We start from the raw sequence: 18934 nt of genomic DNA, 5'->3' as shown, positions 1-18934 counted from the left end.
CATACTTTTCAAATCATTATTGTTTGTTACAGAATTTAATCCTGTAATGCATTTACTCAATAAATGCGACTCAAACTCTCAATAAGGACAACCTATTATGTCAGTAGCGGCTATCGCTTCTTTAGCGGTATTTGTCGGTATCCTCTTTTTCCTTTTTGGACAACAGAGGAAGGAAAACACATTATCCCGACTCGTTCTATTCGGTTTAGTGCTCGGCAGTGCATTTGGCTTAGCGCTTCAACTTATATTCAGTGAAGGTAACCCGGTTATCGATCAAACTCTGGAGTGGGTCAATGTCGTTGGCCGTGGTTATGTTGGCCTATTGAAGATGGTCATTATGCCGCTGGTACTGGTCTCTATGATTGCCGCCGTTGTCAAGCTAGAAAAAGGCGGTTCATTGGGCAAGATCTCTGGGCTGACAATTTCAGTACTACTAGCCACCACGGCAATTTCTGCCATCATCGGTATCTTTGTGACCCAGGCGTTTGGCCTTAGTGCTGAAGGTTTAACGGAAGGTGCCCGAGAAACAGCTCGTATTGCTGTGCTCGAAGACCGCGTAGGTGTCGTCAGCGACCTCACCATTCCTCAAATGCTGGTTAGCTTCATTCCTACTAATCCTTTTGCTGATCTAACTGGTGCTCGCTCGACTTCGATTATCGCTGTTGTGATCTTCGGTGTATTAACTGGTATCGCTGCACGCAAAGTGATGGCAGAAAAGGAAGAGTTGGAAGCACCGATTCGTACGTTTGTAGAAGCCACTCAATCGGTAGTGATGCGTTTGGTAAAAATGATCATGGCTTTGACACCTTACGGTATTGCAGCGCTGATGGCGAAAGTTGTTGCCACATCCAGTGCGAGTGACATTCTCAACCTACTGGGCTTTATCGTTGCGTCATACGTTGCCATCGCATTAATGTTTGTTGTTCACGGAATTCTGGTGTCTTTTGTTGGTGTTAGTCCTAAAGAGTATTTCCAGAAGATTTGGCCGGTGCTGACATTCGCATTTACGTCACGCAGCTCAGCAGCAACGATTCCACTTAACGTAGAAGCACAGATCAACAAGCTGCGCGTGCCACCTGCAATTGCAAACCTTTCAGCATCATTTGGCGCAACCATAGGACAAAATGGCTGTGCGGGAATCTACCCTGCAATGTTGGCCGTGATGGTTGCTCCAACTGTGGGTATCGATCCAACAGATATCAACTTCATCCTATCCCTAGTCGCGATTATCGTGGTGAGCTCATTCGGTATCGCCGGCGTAGGGGGCGGTGCGACCTTCGCTGCTTTGATTGTATTACCTGCAATGGGATTACCAGTAACCATCGCAGCGCTACTTATCTCAATTGAACCTTTGATTGATATGGCACGAACCGCTCTTAACGTCTCAGGTGCCATGACAGCAGGCACCCTCACAAGTCGTATTCTTGGTGATAAACTCACCGACGAAGAGCTTGAAACTCAACAAGCCTAACATAGCAAAGCCCTGAGTTAACCACTCGGGGCTTTTTCTAAGCCAACAAATTTCCTGCAATCCAGCGCTTCCTGTTTGCCTTGTCTCATCCTCAGTGGTCTAATACCTGAGTGAATTTCAAAGACTTGGTAAAGAGATAATGCAACAAGAGCATCAACCTACGTTTTTTTTCTTCGATTATGAGACGTGGGGAACCAGCCCAGCAAAAGACAGACCGTCTCAGTTTGCGGGAGTACGTACCGATATGGACTTCAATATCATAGGTGAACCTCTTGTTATCTACTGCCAACCACCCTCAGATTATCTTCCTTCACCAGAAGCTGCGCTGATCACAGGTATTACACCTCAAGTTGCGGAATCGAAAGGCCTGCCAGAACCTGATTTTATCGCCAAAATTCATGAGCAATTATCCACCCCCAACACCATCAACTTAGGTTACAACAGCATTCGATTTGATGACGAAGTGACTCGATACACCTGTTACCGGAATTTCATCGATCCATATGCGTGGAGCTGGCAAAACGGCAACTCTCGCTGGGACTTACTTGATGTGATGAGAGCTTGTTATGCTCTTCGCCCAGAAGGCATCAATTGGCCAGAAAATGAAGAAGGCTTCATCAGTTTTAAGCTGGAACACTTATCCGTTGCAAATGGCATTGAACACGCGAATGCACACGATGCGATGGCCGATGTTATCGCCACCATTGAGATGGCGAAAAAGGTCAAAGCTGCGCAACCAAAGCTTTTCGATTACTTCCTGAGTATGCGCCACAAGCGTAAACTCAATGATCTTGTCGATATCGTAAAGATGACACCGCTTATGCACGTATCGGGTATGTTGGGGCGTGAATGCAATTATACTAGCTGGGTAGTTCCGGTCGCTTGGCACCCAACCAATCAAAACGCAGTCATCGTGGTTGATTTGGCGAAAGATCCTCAGCCGTTGTTGGATTTAGATGTAGAACAGCTTAATGAGCGTCTCTACACCAAACATTCTGAACTTGGCCCAGACGAACTGCCCGTACCAATCAAACTTGTCCACCTCAACAAGTGCCCTATTTTGGCCCCAGCCAAAACATTAACTGCTGAGAATGCAGCTAACATAGGCATTGACAGAGAAAAGTGCTTACAAAACCTTGAGCGACTTAGACAACACCCAGAAATAAGAGAAAAACTCAATTCGCTATACAGTATCGAACGAGAATACGAAAAGAACGATGATGTCGATACCATGCTTTACGATGGTTTTTTCTCTCCAGCTGATAAAACATCAATGGCAATAATCCGCGAAACGGATCCGGAGAATCTATCCGCCCTTGATATCTCATTCAGTGACGACAGAATTGCTCCGCTTTTATTTCGCTATCGCGCCAGACATTTTCCGTGGACATTGGACGAGAGTGAGCAACAAAAATGGGCGGCACATTGCCGTGAGTACTTTGAAAGCCGAATTGAAGATTATATGTTGAATTTGGAAAACTTAGTTCACGAGTATGAAAGTGACGAAAAAAAGATAGCTATCTTAAAATCTGTTTACCAATACGTTCAAAAGCGAGTATCTTAAACAACTTATTGCCTGCACCCTATAACAGTTGGGCCTCATCACACTATAAAAATACCACCTTGCTGAGGCCTGTGAATACACTGAACCTACGTTTCAGTGTATTCACATATGCAAAAGTTGATTAAATTTGGACGACACCACCTATGGCGAAAACCTTGCTTAAATACGTCGTATCTATGGGGCTGATTTTTCTTTGCCTCATGGCAGGCATTAATATTCAAAACCTTCTAGATATCTCAATTCCGGGCAGCATCATTGGCATGTTAATCTTGTTTTCACTTCTTGCCAGCGGGCTAGTACCAGTGGAATGGGTACGTCCTAGCGCCACTCTGTTTATTCGATACATGGTGCTGCTCTTTGTTCCAATCAGTGTTGGATTAATGGAACACTTTGATCTACTCCTCAACAACGCGCTTCCGATTCTTGCTAGTGCAGTAGGTGGCACATTCATCGTACTGGTTTTATTAGGACTCATGTTGGATAGAATGCTCAAGCGAGGTGACCAATAATGTGGCTACTCGTAACAATTGTCGTTTTCCTGTCTGCACGCTGGCTCTGCCAAAAGATCACTAGTCCGTTTATGAATCCTCTACTGCTCAGCCTGGCAGTGATGATCCCTTTACTCACCCAGCTCAAAGTACCGTTCGAAACTTATTACCAGGATAATGAGTGGATTAATTTTCTGCTACAGCCTGCCGTTGTTGCCCTCGCTTATCCCCTATACGAACAGCTTCCTCAAATACGAGCTAACTGGCGAATCATCATTCTGGCCTGTGGTGTCGGTAGTGTCATGTCGATGCTGACCGCCACGGTTATCGCATCCTACATGCAGACAGACCTCTCATTGATCGCCAGCTTATTAGGTAAATCTGTAACAACGCCAATCGCAATGGAAGTATCAAGCCATTTAGGTGGCGAACCTGCTATTGCCGCTATTTTGGTGCTATTGGTTGGGTTGTTTGGTGCGATTCTGGCCTACCCTATTTATAATGTATTGAACATCACTCATCCCATTGCCAAAGGCCTCACCATGGGCACCGTTTCTCATGCATTGGGGACCGCAACCTGTGCAGAAAAGGACGCACAAGATGCAGCCTTCAGCTCATTGGCACTCGTGGTCTGTGGCGTAATTACCTCAATTCTGGCCCCATCATTCTTCGCTCTCGCGATCTGGCTCGCTGCATAAACCTCCGCGTCGGATAGCGTATCTACGCATTCCGACGTACATCACCTAAACCCTCACTGCAATCGTTATCATGTGTGACATCACTCTAATTGTGTAACAATAAAATCCATTGCAATTTTTATTGTGATAATGATCTCAGTAAAGTTTTCTGCGTTACATAAAATGAAATACCAGTATCAGGGTAAGCCACTCTAAAAGTAACTCAGGCAGACCCAAAGATATTCATTATTGCTAAAACAAGGATTCAATATGAGAAGCCGCATAGAACAAGCGCTGTCTGAAGCGCCAGATAAAGTCGCAAAGTTCCTTTCTCCTATTTTGTTAGCGGATGATTTTGATGCAACCCTCTCTTCTGAACAGTTTGCAGAGCTACTCGCTATTTCTGATCTACAAGATGATGAGCTGAGAGTGGCACTGCTTCCCTTCGCCGCGGCTTATTCTTATGCTCCGATTTCAAATTTTTATGTAGGTGCAATTGTTCGTGGCCTGTCAGGAAGACTTTACTTCGGTGCAAACGTTGAAATTTTAGGCGCACAACTTGGTCAGACCGTACACGCAGAGCAATCAGCGATTAGTCATGCGTGGATGAAAGGCGAACAAGGTATCTTGGACATTACAATCAACTTCAGTCCTTGTGGCCACTGTCGACAATTTATGAATGAATTGACGACAGCTGGTGAGTTGGCGATCCAACTTCCTCAACGTGATGAAAAAACCCTTCAAGAGTATTTGCCTGAATCATTTGGGCCTAGTGATCTCGGTATCGAATCAGGTTTAATGGCAGCCGTTGACCATGGAAAGCGATGTGACGAGTCTGATGAAGTCGTCCTCAAAGCATTAAGTGCGTTGAATAGAAGCTATGCGCCTTACACTCACAATTTAAGTGGTGTTAGCATCAAGCTAAAAAGTGGAAAAGTGTATCAAGGTGCCTATGCAGAAAATGCAGCCTTCAACCCAAGCCTACCTCCGCTACAAGTAGCATTGATCCAATTACTTCTTGATGGTGAGTCATTCGATAATATTGCCACAGCAGCACTTGTTGAGATGTCTGAAGGCACAATCAGCCACCTTGCCGATACTCAGTCAACGCTGGAAGCAATCAACCCCGATATCCCTGTATCTTATTTGGCTATCTAATAAGGTGATATTCGCAAAAGGCGCTGAGTTAGCGCCTTTATTATTTTCTCACACATCAAAAAATGGGGCGGGATCTACTTCAAGATTACTTGGCGCAATCGCCTTCGCAATTTTATATTGACTGTTCTTGATATCGACGAAACTGACATCAATAAAACGCTTATATTTTCTTGAGTAAAAGCACTTCACTTCTGGCTTTAGAGGTTCATCCGCATTCGATGTCCAAACAATGCCAACCCTACCGTCATTCAGTTCGACTAACGCCCCGACTGGATAGACGCCGATACAGTTAATAAACTTATAAACCAAGTCACGATCAAGATGAAATGGCGTTAAACTCAATATGATCTTAAACGCTTCGGCCGAGCTCATTCCTTTCTTGTAACAGCGATCTGCGGTCAAGGCATCATAGATATCCACAATGCAGCTCATTCTCCCATGTAATGGTATTTCATCACCCTTGAGCCCCTTCGGGTAGCCATTGCCGTCTAATTTTTCATGATGCATCAGACAAACATCACGACTGATGCTACCTAACCCCTCGACAGTAAAAATAATCTCTTCAGCATAGACTTGATGCAATTTCATATGCTCAAACTCTTCAGGGGTGAGCTTACCAGGCTTGTGCAGAACTTTATCGTCCACCTTAATTTTGCCGACATCATGAATAATACCGCCGATAGCTAGTTGCTTTAGTGTCTCTTTCGGCAAGTCAAGGTGTTTGCCAAAAGTCACCAATAAAGTAGCGACATTGACTGAATGCTCAAGCAAATACTCGTCTTTACTTCTTAGTGCAGAGACGCAGTGCAATGCATCGGAATCAATCAATACCGCTTCTATAAGATCATTGGCCCAACCATCTAACTCATCAACATGAATCGACTTATCATCAAACGTCTGATTAAGAATTTTTTGCGCAAGACCTTTGGCTTCACGAATGATTTTTGACGCTTTCTTTTGCTTAGAAAAACGGCTTATGGGCTTGCGTTTAATCGGTGTTGGTGGCGACTCTTCGTTCACCTTGGGCTTGGCTTCAACCACAGGTTTAAACACACTCCCTTTAGCAGACAGACTTTTATCTACCCAAGCGAATTTGATCCCATTCTGAACGAGTTGCTGGATGGCTTTCTTAGAAGAAACTCTACCCGCATTTGCCAAATTGACGCGCTTGCTATCTTCGATTGCCGTAACAAACATCCCAACCATTAATGTATCAATCGGAACCTTTATGGAGTTGTTTGGATCGTACTTCATCTATTGACTATGACAACTATTGTGATTTCTGTAGTTTTATAAATTATAATCACAAACTTATCACTTTACTTAAGCATTCACTCTACTGATATGTCACATAATTAAGATTTTTAACGATGCACATTCAATTCACTCTCTTCCGTTCAATACACAAGTCATAACAACCTCATTCGGCAGCATAGAGCAAGTAAAATCATCCACTGAACGTATATAATACGTGGTTCTACAGTATCCAGATGTAATTCTCATAGAAAAGGCAAACGTTTGCCTTTTCTGTTTATATCAGTATGATTCGTATCAATTTCAATCTCCATTAATTGTGAAAGGTTATTTATGTTTGGTACTGCTACCCGCAATAGCGCGACACGTGTGTTGCTGCTAGGTTCCGGGGAACTTGGAAAAGAAGTTGCGATTGAATGTCAACGTTTAGGCTTAGAAGTCATTGCATGTGACCGATATGAAAATGCTCCTGCCATGCAGGTGGCGCACCGAAGCTACACATTAGATATGCTTGATGGCGAAGCGTTAGAAAAAATTATCACCAAAGAACAACCGGATTACGTTGTACCTGAAATTGAAGCCATTGCCACAGAGAAACTCGTTGAGCTTGAAGCCAACGGATTAAATGTTGTACCAACAGCAAATGCAACTCGCCTCACAATGAACCGAGAAGGAATACGCCGACTGGCAGCAGAAGAGCTCAACCTCACCACTTCACCTTACCATTTTGCTAGTACCTATGAAGAATTCACCCAAGCCGTTGAGTCTGTTGGCACCCCATGTGTATGCAAACCAATTATGAGCTCTTCAGGCAAGGGTCAAAGTGTTATTAAATCAGCAGCGGATATAGAGGCCGCTTGGCAATATGCACAAGAAGGTGGCCGCACAGGTGCAGGACGCGTTATTGTCGAAGGCTTTATTGATTTTGATTATGAGATCACTCTATTAACGGTTAAAGCTATTGATGGTATCCACTTCTGCGCTCCGATTGGACATCGCCAAGAAGACGGTGACTATCGTGAGTCATGGCAACCTCAAGCGATGTCTGATGCTGCGCTATCTGCCGCTCAAGACGCCGCTAGCAAAGTTGTAAATGCGTTAGGAGGCCGAGGTATCTTCGGCGTAGAACTGTTCGTTAAAGGTGACACCGTCATTTTCAATGAGGTCTCCCCTCGCCCGCACGATACTGGCCTAGTCACTCTAATGTCTCAAGACAGTTCTGAATTCGCACTTCATGTCCGCGCATTCACTGGCCTACCTATTTCAGGTATCACCCAGTACGGGCCTACCGCATCAGCGGTAATTTTGGGACAAGGCCAATCCGATAACCTTCAGTTTAAAGGAATGGTAGACGCTCTAGCTGCCCCACAAACTCAACTTCGTTTATTTGGAAAACCTGATATAAATGGACGCAGACGCTTAGGAGTGAGCATCGCTCGTAGAGAGACCATTGAGCAAGCGATTGAAGGCGCTGTTGCCAGCGCAGATAAGGTAAAAATCGTTTATTAAAACAAAAGCCCCTGAGATTATTCAGGGGCTTTCATCATTAACTTTCAATCAAATACACTTCTTCTGCGAAGCTGGATAAACCTTTCTTCGCTATCTTAGGATGGTTTTCATCTGCGTCATCACGATACAGTTTCGTGATGCGGTATTCTGAGAATAAAGAGCGTACTTCTGTTTCGGTCACAGAGAATGGAGGACCCGCCATTTCAGCTTGCGGATAATCCAACGTAACTAACAGAATTCTTCCGCCCGGTTTCAGCAGAGATTTAATACGCTGGACGTAATCTGCACGCATTTCTTCTGGCAAAGCGACCAGAGCAGCACGGTCATACACAATCTCAACTGGCTGAACGGGCGCGGTAAAGATGTCGCCAGTGTAAACAGACAGCTCATCAAACTGATACAATTCGTGCTGACCATTTACAGGGATCACCGTAGGCGTATAAAAATGTTCAGCAAAAAATGAACGTACTGCAATTTTGCTTAGTTCCACTCCCTGAACATCTTCATGCTTGGTCGCTAACCAGACTAGATCTTCCGTTTTACCACACAGAGGGACAAACACTTTATCTTCTCTTCTCGGTTTGGTTTCGGACCAATACTGAACCAGCAGCGGGTTTACATCTTCTAAGTGAAAACCGATTTGGTTTGATGCCCATTTACTGTGCCAAAATTCTGGATCTTTCATTTTTATTCCCTACCTGACGTGACTGCCTCATAGCCTATACGAAAGCGTTTCTCAGTGGTATCCCTCAAGCTTTATAAACCGTTCAGATTGGGTTCAGATAAAGCGTTTATACTGATTTACAAATTGAGAATGAACCATAAGGAAATCGGGCACTCAAACAAATTGGGAGTTAGCTCATACAATTACATTACAAGGATATTCCTACATTGTAATTATCGGACTAGCCCTCATATATAAATTAGAGATTGGTATGCCTTGGTTGTTGAATCTTTTCTTACACCATTTACCCAAGACGCTACGAATCTAAGGAGCGTGAATGAGCCTATTTTTGCGAACTACGGCCCTGATGCTTTTAATGCTCAGCCGCGCGCCAGCTTTCGCCGCTATTCCAACAGCACCCGGTAGTGAGGAAAATCGTTCGACTAACCAGAACGAAGTTTGTTCCAAAGCATTCAAACACAACCTGAGTGGCCTGTATGGCATCCAATCCACACCAACAACTCCACTTCAACCCTACTCTGACTTCGACATTCTATACAGCAAAGCACACCAAGCTCAGGCTGAGTTAGAAATGATCTGTAAGAGCACTGCAATGCTAACTTCAACAAACGCCCACTTTGCAGGTGTGAAATCTGCAGAGCGAGCAAAGCAAAAGATCGCCTATGAACTTGATGGTGATGCTGAGCGTATTACTGACCTTGCCCGTGCGACGATTGTTGCCGATGACATCGAAGGCTTGATGTCAGCTTACGAAGTGTTGAATCGTGAAACCACTGTGGTAAAAGTAAAAAACCGCTTTAAGAAACCTGGTGCATCAGGCTATCGTGACCTAAATCTATTGGTCCAGCTTCCAAAGACCAACTTGATTGCTGAAGTCCAGCTACACCTTAAAGCCATTGCCGATGTAAAAAGTGGTCCAGAGCATGACTTGTACGAACGTATTCAGAAAATTGAACGTCAAGCGGCTTCAGAAGGCCGCCACATCAGTGAGTTTGAATTCGCTCAGATTAAGTCAATGCGAGCTCAGTCGAAAGCGCTTTACCAACAAGCATGGCAACCTTATATTACCACCCATCTAAGTGCTGCCTAGGCCTAACTAAATGCGACAGCCCCTTATTATTGAAGGGGCTTCTTTTCAAGGACGATGATGACCCCACAGCAACAAGCGTATCTAAACGAATACCTCACCACCCTCGCACCTCAACAGCGAGAAGCGATACCAGACACCATCGCTGAATATTTTTGCGCTGACGAGTTTAATGCCAACCAATGCGCCAAATTGATTAGCGAAGGTACAAAGCGAGCGTCCTGTAGCTTGAAACAAGGCTATGATATTGAACAAGAACCTCTTCCTCAGGTAGGTCGCATTACAGTGGTGCTTAACTGGCAGCAAGAGCCGGTTTGTATCATTCGCCTAACAGAAGTTTCTATCTGCCCTTTCGATCAAGTAACTGAAGAGTTTGCCCGCTCAGAAGGAGAAGGTGACCTGAGCTATGAATGGTGGCGTGACGCGCACATTAGATTCTTTACTCAGTACGCTGGTGAGATTGGCGCCAAATTCGATTTACAGTCCGAATTGGTACTAGAACGATTCGAAAAAGTGTATCCACTGTAAAGCTCACCCAGACCGACTGCTGAGGGTTAGCCAGACATCCCTCAGCACATATCCGATCATAAATTCGGCACATGATAAAATCATAAACTATCCTTTTATCAGTGACATAAGAATAAGAAATGAATCTATGATCCTTTGCAGGCAGTTTTTCCTCTCTCTCATTCCTCTGGTAATCGTTAACGCTGCGTGGGCACAAATCGACTACGGACCTGTGCAAAGCTATACGCAGTCCCCTTTCCATACCAATAGTTTGTCACCTCAGCTTCGTTCTGGGTTTTCGATGGATAGAAATGAAGTGGAAGTTTATGGTACCGGCACTATTTCAAGTATCTGGGCCGTCACGTCAGATTACGAATTAGACTATTATCAGAATCAAATTGCCGTAGGTGGGAAATGGCAGTTCACTACCGATTGGCAATGGGAACTGAGCTATCGCTGGAATTACGCTGGTAACAATCACCTTGATCGATTAACCATCGCTTTTCACGACTGGTTCGGTATTGACCAAAATGGCCGTGAGAGTGTGGACAATGATCGCTTTGTAATTAATATGCCTGACTATGGAATAGAATTGGAAGACTTCCGTGGAGAAAGCCTAAGTCACGCAATCACCAGTTATATGCAATATCAATTTATCAATAAAGAACATTACGGGCTTTCAGTCGGTGCATCTCTTTACTATAACGACACTAAGCATGGCATTTTCAGTTCTTCAGAGTTCGAGCAAGGTATTCAACTAAACTACGGCTACCGCCGCGACAAACACTCCCTAGACACCCTACTTGCTATCACTTTTCGCAATACACCAACAGTATTCAAAGATATGCCCTATCGCTCTAGCACCTGGACGGTTGGAGCTAGCTATCGCTACCAGCTATTGGAAAGGCACCATCTTATTGGGCAAATCGCTTTTCATGAGGGTATATCAGATGGGGAGGATGAATTTTCCAAGCCGTCGACCGAATTCACCTTTGGCTATCGCTATCAGATGGAGAATTCAGCCATTGAATTGACTGCAGTGGAAAACATGTTTAACGCAGATAACAGCACCGATATCGCCTTTGGAATAGGATATCGGTACCGCTTTGGAGGTTCAGATAACCAAGCTTAAACTGAAAGCACTCGGCTAACCGCAGAGCTGATTTCAGCATCGCTGGCGTTAAGACTCAGAGAGAAAGAGACGTACTGGTCACCACGCATGCTAAGCGAACGGTCAACTTCAGCTAAACAATGCATAACACTGCCATCAAGGATGAATGACAATTCTATTTCTTTCTTGTTGATAAAGCCATTGTTGCGGAATTCTATCTCCTGATAGCAACCAGATTTAGATGAGAAGTTGCTGCCTCGCAAATACCCTTTTTCCACATCGGCCTTGACCATTGCAAAGCCAGCCTGCTCTATCGCCGAAATTACTTTAGAAGCCACCGGTAATGCTTTCACTTCAACAAAGTCACGATCTTTAGGATCGATCGCGAAATCAATATCTAATGTTGTTTCTACCCAAACATGACACTGATTCTTCATTGCATTCAGCGCCGTAATCGGTGTTTCATCATCTAACTTAAATTCGAAAGGAACCTGTTTATTTTCCTGCGGCTGAATAGTGAAAGGTTGTACTGCCTGAAGGCTACCAATGGTGAAACTCTGATAGCTAGCACCGTTATCATTCTCGACTTTGACCTCAGTACAAAGTTTAAGATTAATAGCGTCAATTTGCTGCTCAACATCGCCCCCTTGAATATGGACAATACCTTTCAGAGTTTCTCCCTGAAAAACAGACATACTCTCCAGAACCGTATCCACTTTTGCAGCTCCAATTCCCAGTGACGCCTTTAACTTACCAAACATAAGGTTTCCTTTTACTTTCTATGTCGTTATTGTTTCTGATTAACATGCGGCGTTATCGAGTCGCAAGACATTTATCTGAATAATGTGTAAACCATCGTTTAGACTGCTTAATCCGCAACCAGAGTTGCAATTTCATGACAAATGAACCACCATTTGTATAGTCAAATAAATAATTATTAAATCATCATGAGCCAATCGCCATTATATCTTCAAATAAAACAATATATTACTGACAAAATTGATTCTGGACATTGGCCTGTGGGCCATCGTATATCGACTGAACTGGAGCTAACAGAACAATTCAAGGTTAGCCGAATGACTGTCAATAAGGCGATTCGTGATTTGGTCGCCGAAGGAAAGCTTCAAAGACGACCTAGAGTAGGCACTTTTGTCTGCGCTCCCGATGATAAAGCGGAATCTCCATTACTGGATATCCAAAACATTGCTGAAGAAGTGAAATTACGGGGTAAAACATACTCTAGTAAGGTAATTAAACAAGCCTCGATGCTCGCCGATGAAACTGTAGCAATAAAGTTAGGGGTGATGTTGAACAGCCCGATTTTCTATAGTGAAATCATTCACTTTGAAGATAATTCTCCTATTCAATATGAACTTCGCTGGGTCAACAGTGCATACGCGCCTGACTATCTTGAACAAGACTTTACCCAAATCACCCCAAATCAATATCTGTCTGAGAACTGCCCACTGAGCGCTATCGAACATACCGTTGAAGCCATCGTTGCAGATGATGAGGTGCGTACCGCCTTGAGACTAGGGGCTAACGAACCTTGCCTGCTACTGAACAGAAGGACATGGAGCCAAGATAAGCTCGTGAGTTCTGCATTGCTTTATCACCCGGGCACTCGCTACAAATTAAGCTCCAAAATATTACTCGGTTAAAGCATTTCATACTTTTTACTGATCACATTTTTGCAACAAGCCACTTGATCAATTGTTATACCTGAACAATTATTTGTATATACATTTGAACTTTATGGACTCAATTACATGCTTGGAAGCGCTTCTTCATCCTTAAACAACGACAGCCAAGAGTTGCTGCTAACTAATGCACGACTGGTCTCTATGGTCGCTGGATCGCAAGGGTATTCCGTTTCTGAGCCAAGTAGCCTTCTTATTAAGGGTGGAAAGGTCGCGCAAATCGGTGGCTCCGAGCTTTCTTGCGCCAACTCTTATGATTGTAAAAACCAGTTGGTCACACCTGGATTTGTTGATTGCCACACTCACCTAGTATATGCAGGCAATCGCGCCAATGAGTTTGAAATGCGTCTTAATGGTGTCCCATACCCAGAGATTGCCAAGCAAGGTGGCGGGATTCTATCGACCGTTCGCGCAACGCGAGAAGCAAGTGAAGAAGCTTTAATTAACCTCGCCCTGCCACGATTGGACGGTTTGATTCGAACTGGTGTCACATCGGTAGAAGTAAAGTCGGGTTACGGTCTGACTGTACAAGACGAGATCAAAATGCTTCGTGCAGCAAAAGCACTAGAAGATCACCGTAAGATTCGAATCACCACAACGCTACTCGCCGCACATGCCCTTCCTCCAGAGTATGCCGGTAAAGCGGATGGCTACATTAAACTGGTATGCGAAGAGATTATTCCTCTTGTCGCTGAGGAGAAGCTAGCCACCAGCGTCGATGTATTCTGTGAATCGATTGGCTTCAACTTGGAACAAACCGAAAAAGTCTTCGCTGCTGCCAAACAATATGGTCTGCATGTAAAAGGTCATACTGAGCAACTGTCTAACTTAGGTGGCACAGCCCTAACCGCTCGCTATCAAGGACTGTCAGCAGATCATATTGAATATCTCGATGAAGAAGGCGTAAAAGCACTCGCCCAATCTGGAACGGTAGCCACGCTGCTACCTGGAGCGTTTTACTTCTTACGAGAAACCCAATTACCGCCTATTGAGCTACTTCGCCAACACAATATTCCAATGGCAATTGCAACAGATCTTAACCCAGGCACCTCGCCTTTCTCAGATTTGACTATGATGATGAATATGGGCTGTACACTTTTTGGCCTAACACCTGAGGAAACATTGCGTGGCGTGACTTGCAATGCAGCTCAAGCGCTAGGCTTCGGTAACAGCCGAGGGCAAATTCAGCCGGGCTATGATGCTGATCTTGCTATTTGGGACGTGAGCCACCCTGCCGATTTCAGTTATCAGCAGGGTTTGTCACGCTTATCTGCTCGCGTGGTAAACGGAGAACTGGAATATGTCTAACCTACCAACGACTAACCAGGATTTTCACTGGCAAGGACGCCATGACGCTGAAGATGGTGCGATGGGAAAACGCGTCCATCACGTTATCAAACAGCTGCAAGTACAGGATCTCGAACCTTATCGAAACGCTGTGAGCGTCTTGGGCTTCGCCTGCGATGCAGGTGTTGCGCGAAACAAAGGTCGCGTCGGCGCTAAAAAAGCACCTGATTTGATTAGACGAGCACTTGCCAACATGGCTTGGCATAAAGAAAGCGCACTTATCGATTTAGGTAATGTCGTCTGTGAAGATGACTTGCTGGAACAATACCAATCAGAATGTGCCGATGTCATCGCCGCAGCGCTTCGCTCTACTCCAGTTATCACACTAGGCGGCGGTCATGAAGTGGCTTGGGCTTCCTTTCAAGGACTTGCGCGCTACTTCGAGTACTTAAACCCAGTAACGCCGCCTAAGATTGGTATCATCAATTTTGATGCTCACTTTGATTTACGTGCGTTTGAAAGCAATAACGCTGACGTAAAACCCAGCTCTGGCACACCATTTAACCAAATTTATGATTACTGTCAGAAGCACGACTGGCCATTCCATTATGCCTGCCTAGGTGTCAGCAGAGCCAGTAACACACAGGCCTTGTTTGAGCGAGCCAAAGAGCTCAACGTGTGGTTCGTCGAGGACAAAGATCTCGCGCATTTAAACCACATCTATCATCTGACCCAGTTGCAGCATTTCATCGATAATTGCGATTACATCTATCTCACCATCGATCTTGATGTCTTCCCTGCTGCGACAGCTCCGGGCGTCAGTGCCCCTGCCGCCAGAGGCGTTAGTATGGATACGTTGGCACTCTTTTTAGATCGAATTTTACACTACAAACAGAAGTTGGTTATTGCCGACATCGCTGAGTACAACCCTACTTATGACGTTGACAGTCAGACGGCGCGGTTAGCTGCAAGGCTTTGTTGGGATATCGCTAACGCCTTTTCCGAAAAATAGAAAAACCAGAAAGGAAAGCGATTAGATTGCGTGAGAGCTTTGCTCTTGCGTCACCCGCTTTCAACCTGAAAACGTGAAATACAAGGAGTCTTACCATGACGGAACGCCAAGTAGAAGATATGCGTCTCGATACAACCCGCACTATTCGTGCCCCACATGGCACGGATCTGAGAGCAAAATCTTGGCTGACTGAAGCCCCGCTTCGCATGTTAATGAACAATCTGGATCCTGACGTCGCTGAGCATCCTCATTCGCTGGTTGTGTACGGTGGTATTGGCCGTGCAGCGAGAAACTGGGAATGTTTTGACAAGATTGTTGAAGTTTTAGAGCGTTTGGAAGACGACCAAACCTTGCTGGTTCAGTCTGGTAAACCTGTTGGTGTATTCCCGACACACAAAAATGCACCACGTGTTCTTATTGCAAACTCAAACCTAGTACCGCATTGGGCGAACTGGGAGCACTTTAATGAGCTGGATAAAGAAGGCTTGATGATGTACGGCCAGATGACCGCTGGTAGCTGGATATACATCGGTTCACAGGGCATTGTTCAAGGCACTTATGAGACGTTTGTTTCTGTTGCGAAGAAGCACTTTGATGGTAAAGCAAACGGACGTTGGATTCTAACCGGTGGCCTTGGCGGCATGGGCGGCGCTCAACCTCTGGCTGGCACCATGGCGGGCTTCTCTATGATCGCGGTTGAGTGTGACGAGTCTCGTATCGATTATCGTCTACGTACAGGCTACGTTGACAAAAAGGCCACCAGCTTAGATGAAGCACTGGCAATCATTTATGAATCTGAAGAGCCTGTGTCTGTCGGCCTACTAGCAAACGCGGCAGATGTATTCCCTGAGCTGGTTGAGCGCAACATCACGCCAGATGTCGTGACAGACCAAACGTCAGCACACGACCCACTCAACGGTTACCTTCCAATTGGTTGGTCGATGGAACACGCAGCCGACATGCGTAAGCAAGATGAAGCAGCTGTTGTCAAAGCAGCCAAAGAATCGATGGCGATTCAAGTTAAAGCGATGCTTGAGCTTCAAGAACGCGGTGCAGCGACTCTAGATTACGGTAATAACATTCGCCAGATGGCCCTAGAAGAAGGCGTAGAGAACGCGTTTGACTTCCCAGGTTTCGTTCCAGCTTATATTCGCCCACTCTTCTGTGAAGGTATTGGTCCATTCCGCTGGGCTGCACTATCCGGTGACCCAGAAGATATCTACAAAACCGATCAGAAAGTCAAAGAGTTAATTCCAGACAACCCACACTTGCACAACTGGCTAGACATGGCTCGCGAGCGTATTCAGTTCCAAGGCTTACCTGCTCGCATTTGTTGGGTTGGATTGAAAGATCGTGAGCGTCTAGGTCAAGCATTCAATGAAATGGTCAAAAATGGCGAACTTAAAGCGCCGGTTGTCATAGGCCGTGACCACCTAGATTCAGGTTCAGTAGCCAGCCCTAACCGTGAAACAGAAGGCATGATGGACGGTTCTGATGCCGTATCGGATTGGCCTCTGCTGAATGCTCTGCTAAATACAGCAGGCGGTGCTACTTGGGTTTCACTCCACCACGGTGGCGGTGTAGGAATGGGCTTCTCTCAGCATTCTGGTATGGTTATTTGTTGTGATGGCAGCGATGATGCGTCTGAGCGAATTGCTCGCGTTCTTCACAATGACCCAGGCACAGGCGTGATGCGTCATGCAGATGCTGGCTATGATATCGCCAAGCAATGCGCAGCAGACCAAGGGCTCGACCTACCTATGCTCAATGAAGAGCTGAAGAAGCTTAAGTAAGCAAACCTGAAGAAAGGAAAGACAAAGATGTTAAATTTAACGCTAAAGCCGGGAAATATTAGCTTAAAAGAACTCCGTCAGGTGAGCCGCTCTCCTGCAAGATTGACTCTGGATCCAGAAGCCATTCCTGCTATCGATGAAAGCACTAAAGTGGTTGAACAAGTGATCGCCGAAGACCGCACTGTCTACGGCATCAACACTGGCTTTGGTCTGCTTGCTAACACTCGTATTGCCCCAGAAGATCTCGAGACGCTGCAAAAGAGTATCGTGTTGTCGCACGCGGCCGGCATCGGCAAGTTCATGTCAGATGAAACGGTTCGCCTGATGATGGTACTTAAGATCAACAGCCTTGCTCGTGGATTCTCAGGTATTCGCCTTAAAGTCATACAGGCGCTGATTGACCTAGTGAACTCTCAGGTCTATCCATGTGTGCCACAAAAAGGCTCTGTGGGTGCTTCTGGTGACCTCGCACCACTAGCGCACATGAGTACCGTATTACTTGGTGAAGGTCAGGCACGCCACAACGGTAAGATCATCTCAGGTCTGGAAGCGATAAAAATCGCTGGCCTTGAACCAATTACACTTGCACCCAAAGAGGGCCTCGCGCTGCTTAACGGCACTCAAGCATCAACTGCCTTCGCACTTGAAGGCTTATTTGCGGCTGAAGATCTGTTTGCTTCAGCAACAACCTGTGGCGCAATGTCTGTAGAAGCGGCACTAGGAAGCCGCCGTCCATTCGACCCTCGTATTCACCGCGTGCGTGGTCATCGAGGTCAGATGGACGCTGCACTAGCGTACCGCCACGTTTTGGACGCCAATAGTGAAATCGGTGACTCACACACAGGTTGTGAGAAAGTTCAGGATCCATACTCGCTGCGCTGTCAGCCTCAAGTTATGGGCGCGTGTTTACAACAAATCCGTAACGCCGCAGACATTCTGGAGGTGGAAGCCAACTCTGTCTCTGATAACCCTCTGGTTTTTGCTGAAGACGGTGACATCATCTCCGGTGGTAACTTCCATGCTGAGCCTGTCGCCATGGCAGCAGATAACCTAGCTTTAGCCATTGCTGAGATTGGCAGCCTCTCTGAGCGTCGTATGGCACTGTTGATCGACAGCGCGCTGAGTAAGCTACCACCTTTCTTAGTCGACAACGGCGGTGTTAACTCAGGCTTTATGATTGCTCAGGTCACCTCCGCCGCATTAGCAAGTGAAAACAAAACGCTAGCTCACCCTGCGTCTGTTGATAGCTTGCCAACATCGGCAAACCAAGAAGATCATGTCTCGATGGCAACCTTTGCTGGGCGCCGTCTGCGTGAGATGGCAGAGAATACTCGCGGCATTTTAGCGGTTGAGTATCTTGCGGCCGCTCAGGGGATAGACTTCCGTGCTCCAAACAAGTCGTCTGCGAAAGTCGAAGAAGCAAAACAGATCTTGCGTGAAAAAGTACCGTTCTACGATAAAGACCGTTACTTTGCGCCAGACATTGAGCAAGCAAACAGTTTACTCAAGCTTGCCGTGCACAATCATCTGATGCCAGATTCGATTTTACCTAGTCTCTGATCACTGTTTGCAGGGCTCCTATTCGGAGCCCTTTCTTGAATTTATCATCATTATTCAGTTACAACTCGACT

General features: G+C 45.6%; 17 protein-coding genes. 14 read left to right on the top strand and 3 right to left on the bottom strand.

The genetic code is table 11. From position 1 onward, the window contains the following. Nucleotides 1-97: 97 nt before the first annotated feature. The 5 genes from L1D15_RS11440 (at nucleotide 98) to cdd (ending at nucleotide 5358) form a co-directional block, all read left to right on the top strand. Nucleotides 98-1471, top strand: a complete 1374-nt coding sequence (locus L1D15_RS11440; RefSeq protein WP_239866656.1) for an L-cystine transporter — start codon at nucleotides 98-100, stop codon at nucleotides 1469-1471. Between the two features lie 139 nt (nucleotides 1472-1610). Then, complete coding sequence (gene sbcB / locus L1D15_RS11435) at nucleotides 1611-3035, top strand: exodeoxyribonuclease I (protein WP_239875699.1); 1425 nt, start codon at nucleotides 1611-1613, stop codon at nucleotides 3033-3035. A 143-nt stretch (nucleotides 3036-3178) separates the two neighbouring features. Next, complete coding sequence (locus tag L1D15_RS11430; protein WP_239836522.1) at nucleotides 3179-3544, top strand: CidA/LrgA family protein; 366 nt, start codon at nucleotides 3179-3181, stop codon at nucleotides 3542-3544. Beyond that, nucleotides 3544-4221 (top strand): CidB/LrgB family autolysis modulator, encoded by a 678-nt coding sequence (locus tag L1D15_RS11425; protein ID WP_239875698.1) that lies wholly within the window; start codon nucleotides 3544-3546, stop codon nucleotides 4219-4221. The genes L1D15_RS11430 and L1D15_RS11425 overlap by 1 nt, the downstream gene beginning before the upstream one ends. A 249-nt stretch (nucleotides 4222-4470) precedes the next feature. Beyond that, on the top strand, nucleotides 4471-5358 hold the full coding sequence (cdd, locus tag L1D15_RS11420) for a cytidine deaminase (RefSeq protein WP_239875697.1): 888 nt from the start codon (nucleotides 4471-4473) through the stop codon (nucleotides 5356-5358). Nucleotides 5359-5406: 48 nt separating this feature from the next. On the opposite strand, the gene L1D15_RS11415 is transcribed toward cdd, so the two are convergent. Then, the gene (locus L1D15_RS11415) at nucleotides 5407-6612 is read right to left on the bottom strand and encodes an HD-GYP domain-containing protein (protein WP_239875695.1); all 1206 of its coding nucleotides are present in this window, start codon (nucleotides 6610-6612) and stop codon (nucleotides 5407-5409) included. Between the two features lie 333 nt (nucleotides 6613-6945). Between L1D15_RS11415 and purT the strand changes: the two genes are divergently transcribed. Next, nucleotides 6946-8121 (top strand): formate-dependent phosphoribosylglycinamide formyltransferase, encoded by a 1176-nt coding sequence (gene purT / locus L1D15_RS11410; RefSeq protein ID WP_239875694.1) that lies wholly within the window; start codon nucleotides 6946-6948, stop codon nucleotides 8119-8121. A 37-nt stretch (nucleotides 8122-8158) separates the two neighbouring features. On the opposite strand, the gene L1D15_RS11405 is transcribed toward purT, so the two are convergent. Next, entirely contained in the window at nucleotides 8159-8806 is a 648-nt protein-coding gene (locus tag L1D15_RS11405; RefSeq protein ID WP_239875692.1) for a thiopurine S-methyltransferase, read from the bottom strand. 316 nt (nucleotides 8807-9122) lie between these two features. Between L1D15_RS11405 and L1D15_RS11400 the strand changes: the two genes are divergently transcribed. The 3 genes from L1D15_RS11400 to L1D15_RS11390 all read left to right on the top strand — a co-directional run bounded on the left by L1D15_RS11400 (nucleotide 9123) and on the right by L1D15_RS11390 (nucleotide 11532). Further along, complete coding sequence (locus L1D15_RS11400; protein ID WP_239875690.1) at nucleotides 9123-9896, top strand: phosphoribosylglycinamide formyltransferase; 774 nt, start codon at nucleotides 9123-9125, stop codon at nucleotides 9894-9896. Between the two features lie 57 nt (nucleotides 9897-9953). After that, nucleotides 9954-10421, top strand: a complete 468-nt coding sequence (locus L1D15_RS11395) for an ASCH domain-containing protein (protein WP_239875689.1) — start codon at nucleotides 9954-9956, stop codon at nucleotides 10419-10421. Nucleotides 10422-10548: 127 nt separating this feature from the next. Beyond that, entirely contained in the window at nucleotides 10549-11532 is a 984-nt protein-coding gene (locus tag L1D15_RS11390) for a DUF3187 family protein (protein WP_239875688.1), read from the top strand. Here the strand turns inward: L1D15_RS11390 and L1D15_RS11385 are convergent. Next, nucleotides 11529-12272: a sporulation protein gene (locus L1D15_RS11385; RefSeq protein ID WP_239875687.1), complete on the bottom strand. Its 744-nt coding sequence runs from the start codon at nucleotides 12270-12272 to the stop codon at nucleotides 11529-11531. The genes L1D15_RS11390 and L1D15_RS11385 overlap by 4 nt on opposite strands. Nucleotides 12273-12458: 186 nt before the next feature. On the opposite strand from L1D15_RS11385, the gene hutC reads away from it, so the two are divergent. From hutC to hutH, 5 genes are all read left to right on the top strand, one after another. Next, nucleotides 12459-13172: a histidine utilization repressor gene (hutC, locus tag L1D15_RS11380; protein WP_029236085.1), complete on the top strand. Its 714-nt coding sequence runs from the start codon at nucleotides 12459-12461 to the stop codon at nucleotides 13170-13172. 108 nt (nucleotides 13173-13280) lie between these two features. Continuing rightward, nucleotides 13281-14519 carry an imidazolonepropionase gene (gene hutI, locus L1D15_RS11375; protein WP_239875686.1) on the top strand — a complete coding sequence of 413 codons (1239 nt, stop codon included), beginning with the start codon at nucleotides 13281-13283 and terminating at the stop codon, nucleotides 14517-14519. Continuing rightward, nucleotides 14512-15510: a formimidoylglutamase gene (gene hutG, locus L1D15_RS11370; protein ID WP_171353390.1), complete on the top strand. Its 999-nt coding sequence runs from the start codon at nucleotides 14512-14514 to the stop codon at nucleotides 15508-15510. The genes hutI and hutG overlap by 8 nt, the downstream gene beginning before the upstream one ends. 95 nt (nucleotides 15511-15605) lie before the next feature. Beyond that, a complete protein-coding gene (gene hutU / locus L1D15_RS11365; protein WP_239875685.1) occupies nucleotides 15606-17303 on the top strand; it encodes a urocanate hydratase in 1698 nt (565 codons plus the stop codon). 27 nt (nucleotides 17304-17330) lie between these two features. Then, nucleotides 17331-18863 (top strand): histidine ammonia-lyase, encoded by a 1533-nt coding sequence (hutH, locus tag L1D15_RS11360; protein WP_239875684.1) that lies wholly within the window; start codon nucleotides 17331-17333, stop codon nucleotides 18861-18863. Nucleotides 18864-18934 lie beyond the last annotated feature (71 nt).

The organism is Vibrio sp. Isolate25, assembly GCF_022398025.1.
Lineage (GTDB): Bacteria > Pseudomonadota > Gammaproteobacteria > Enterobacterales > Vibrionaceae > Vibrio > Vibrio coralliilyticus_A.
This window is presented reverse-complemented; position numbering and strand designations above follow the sequence as displayed.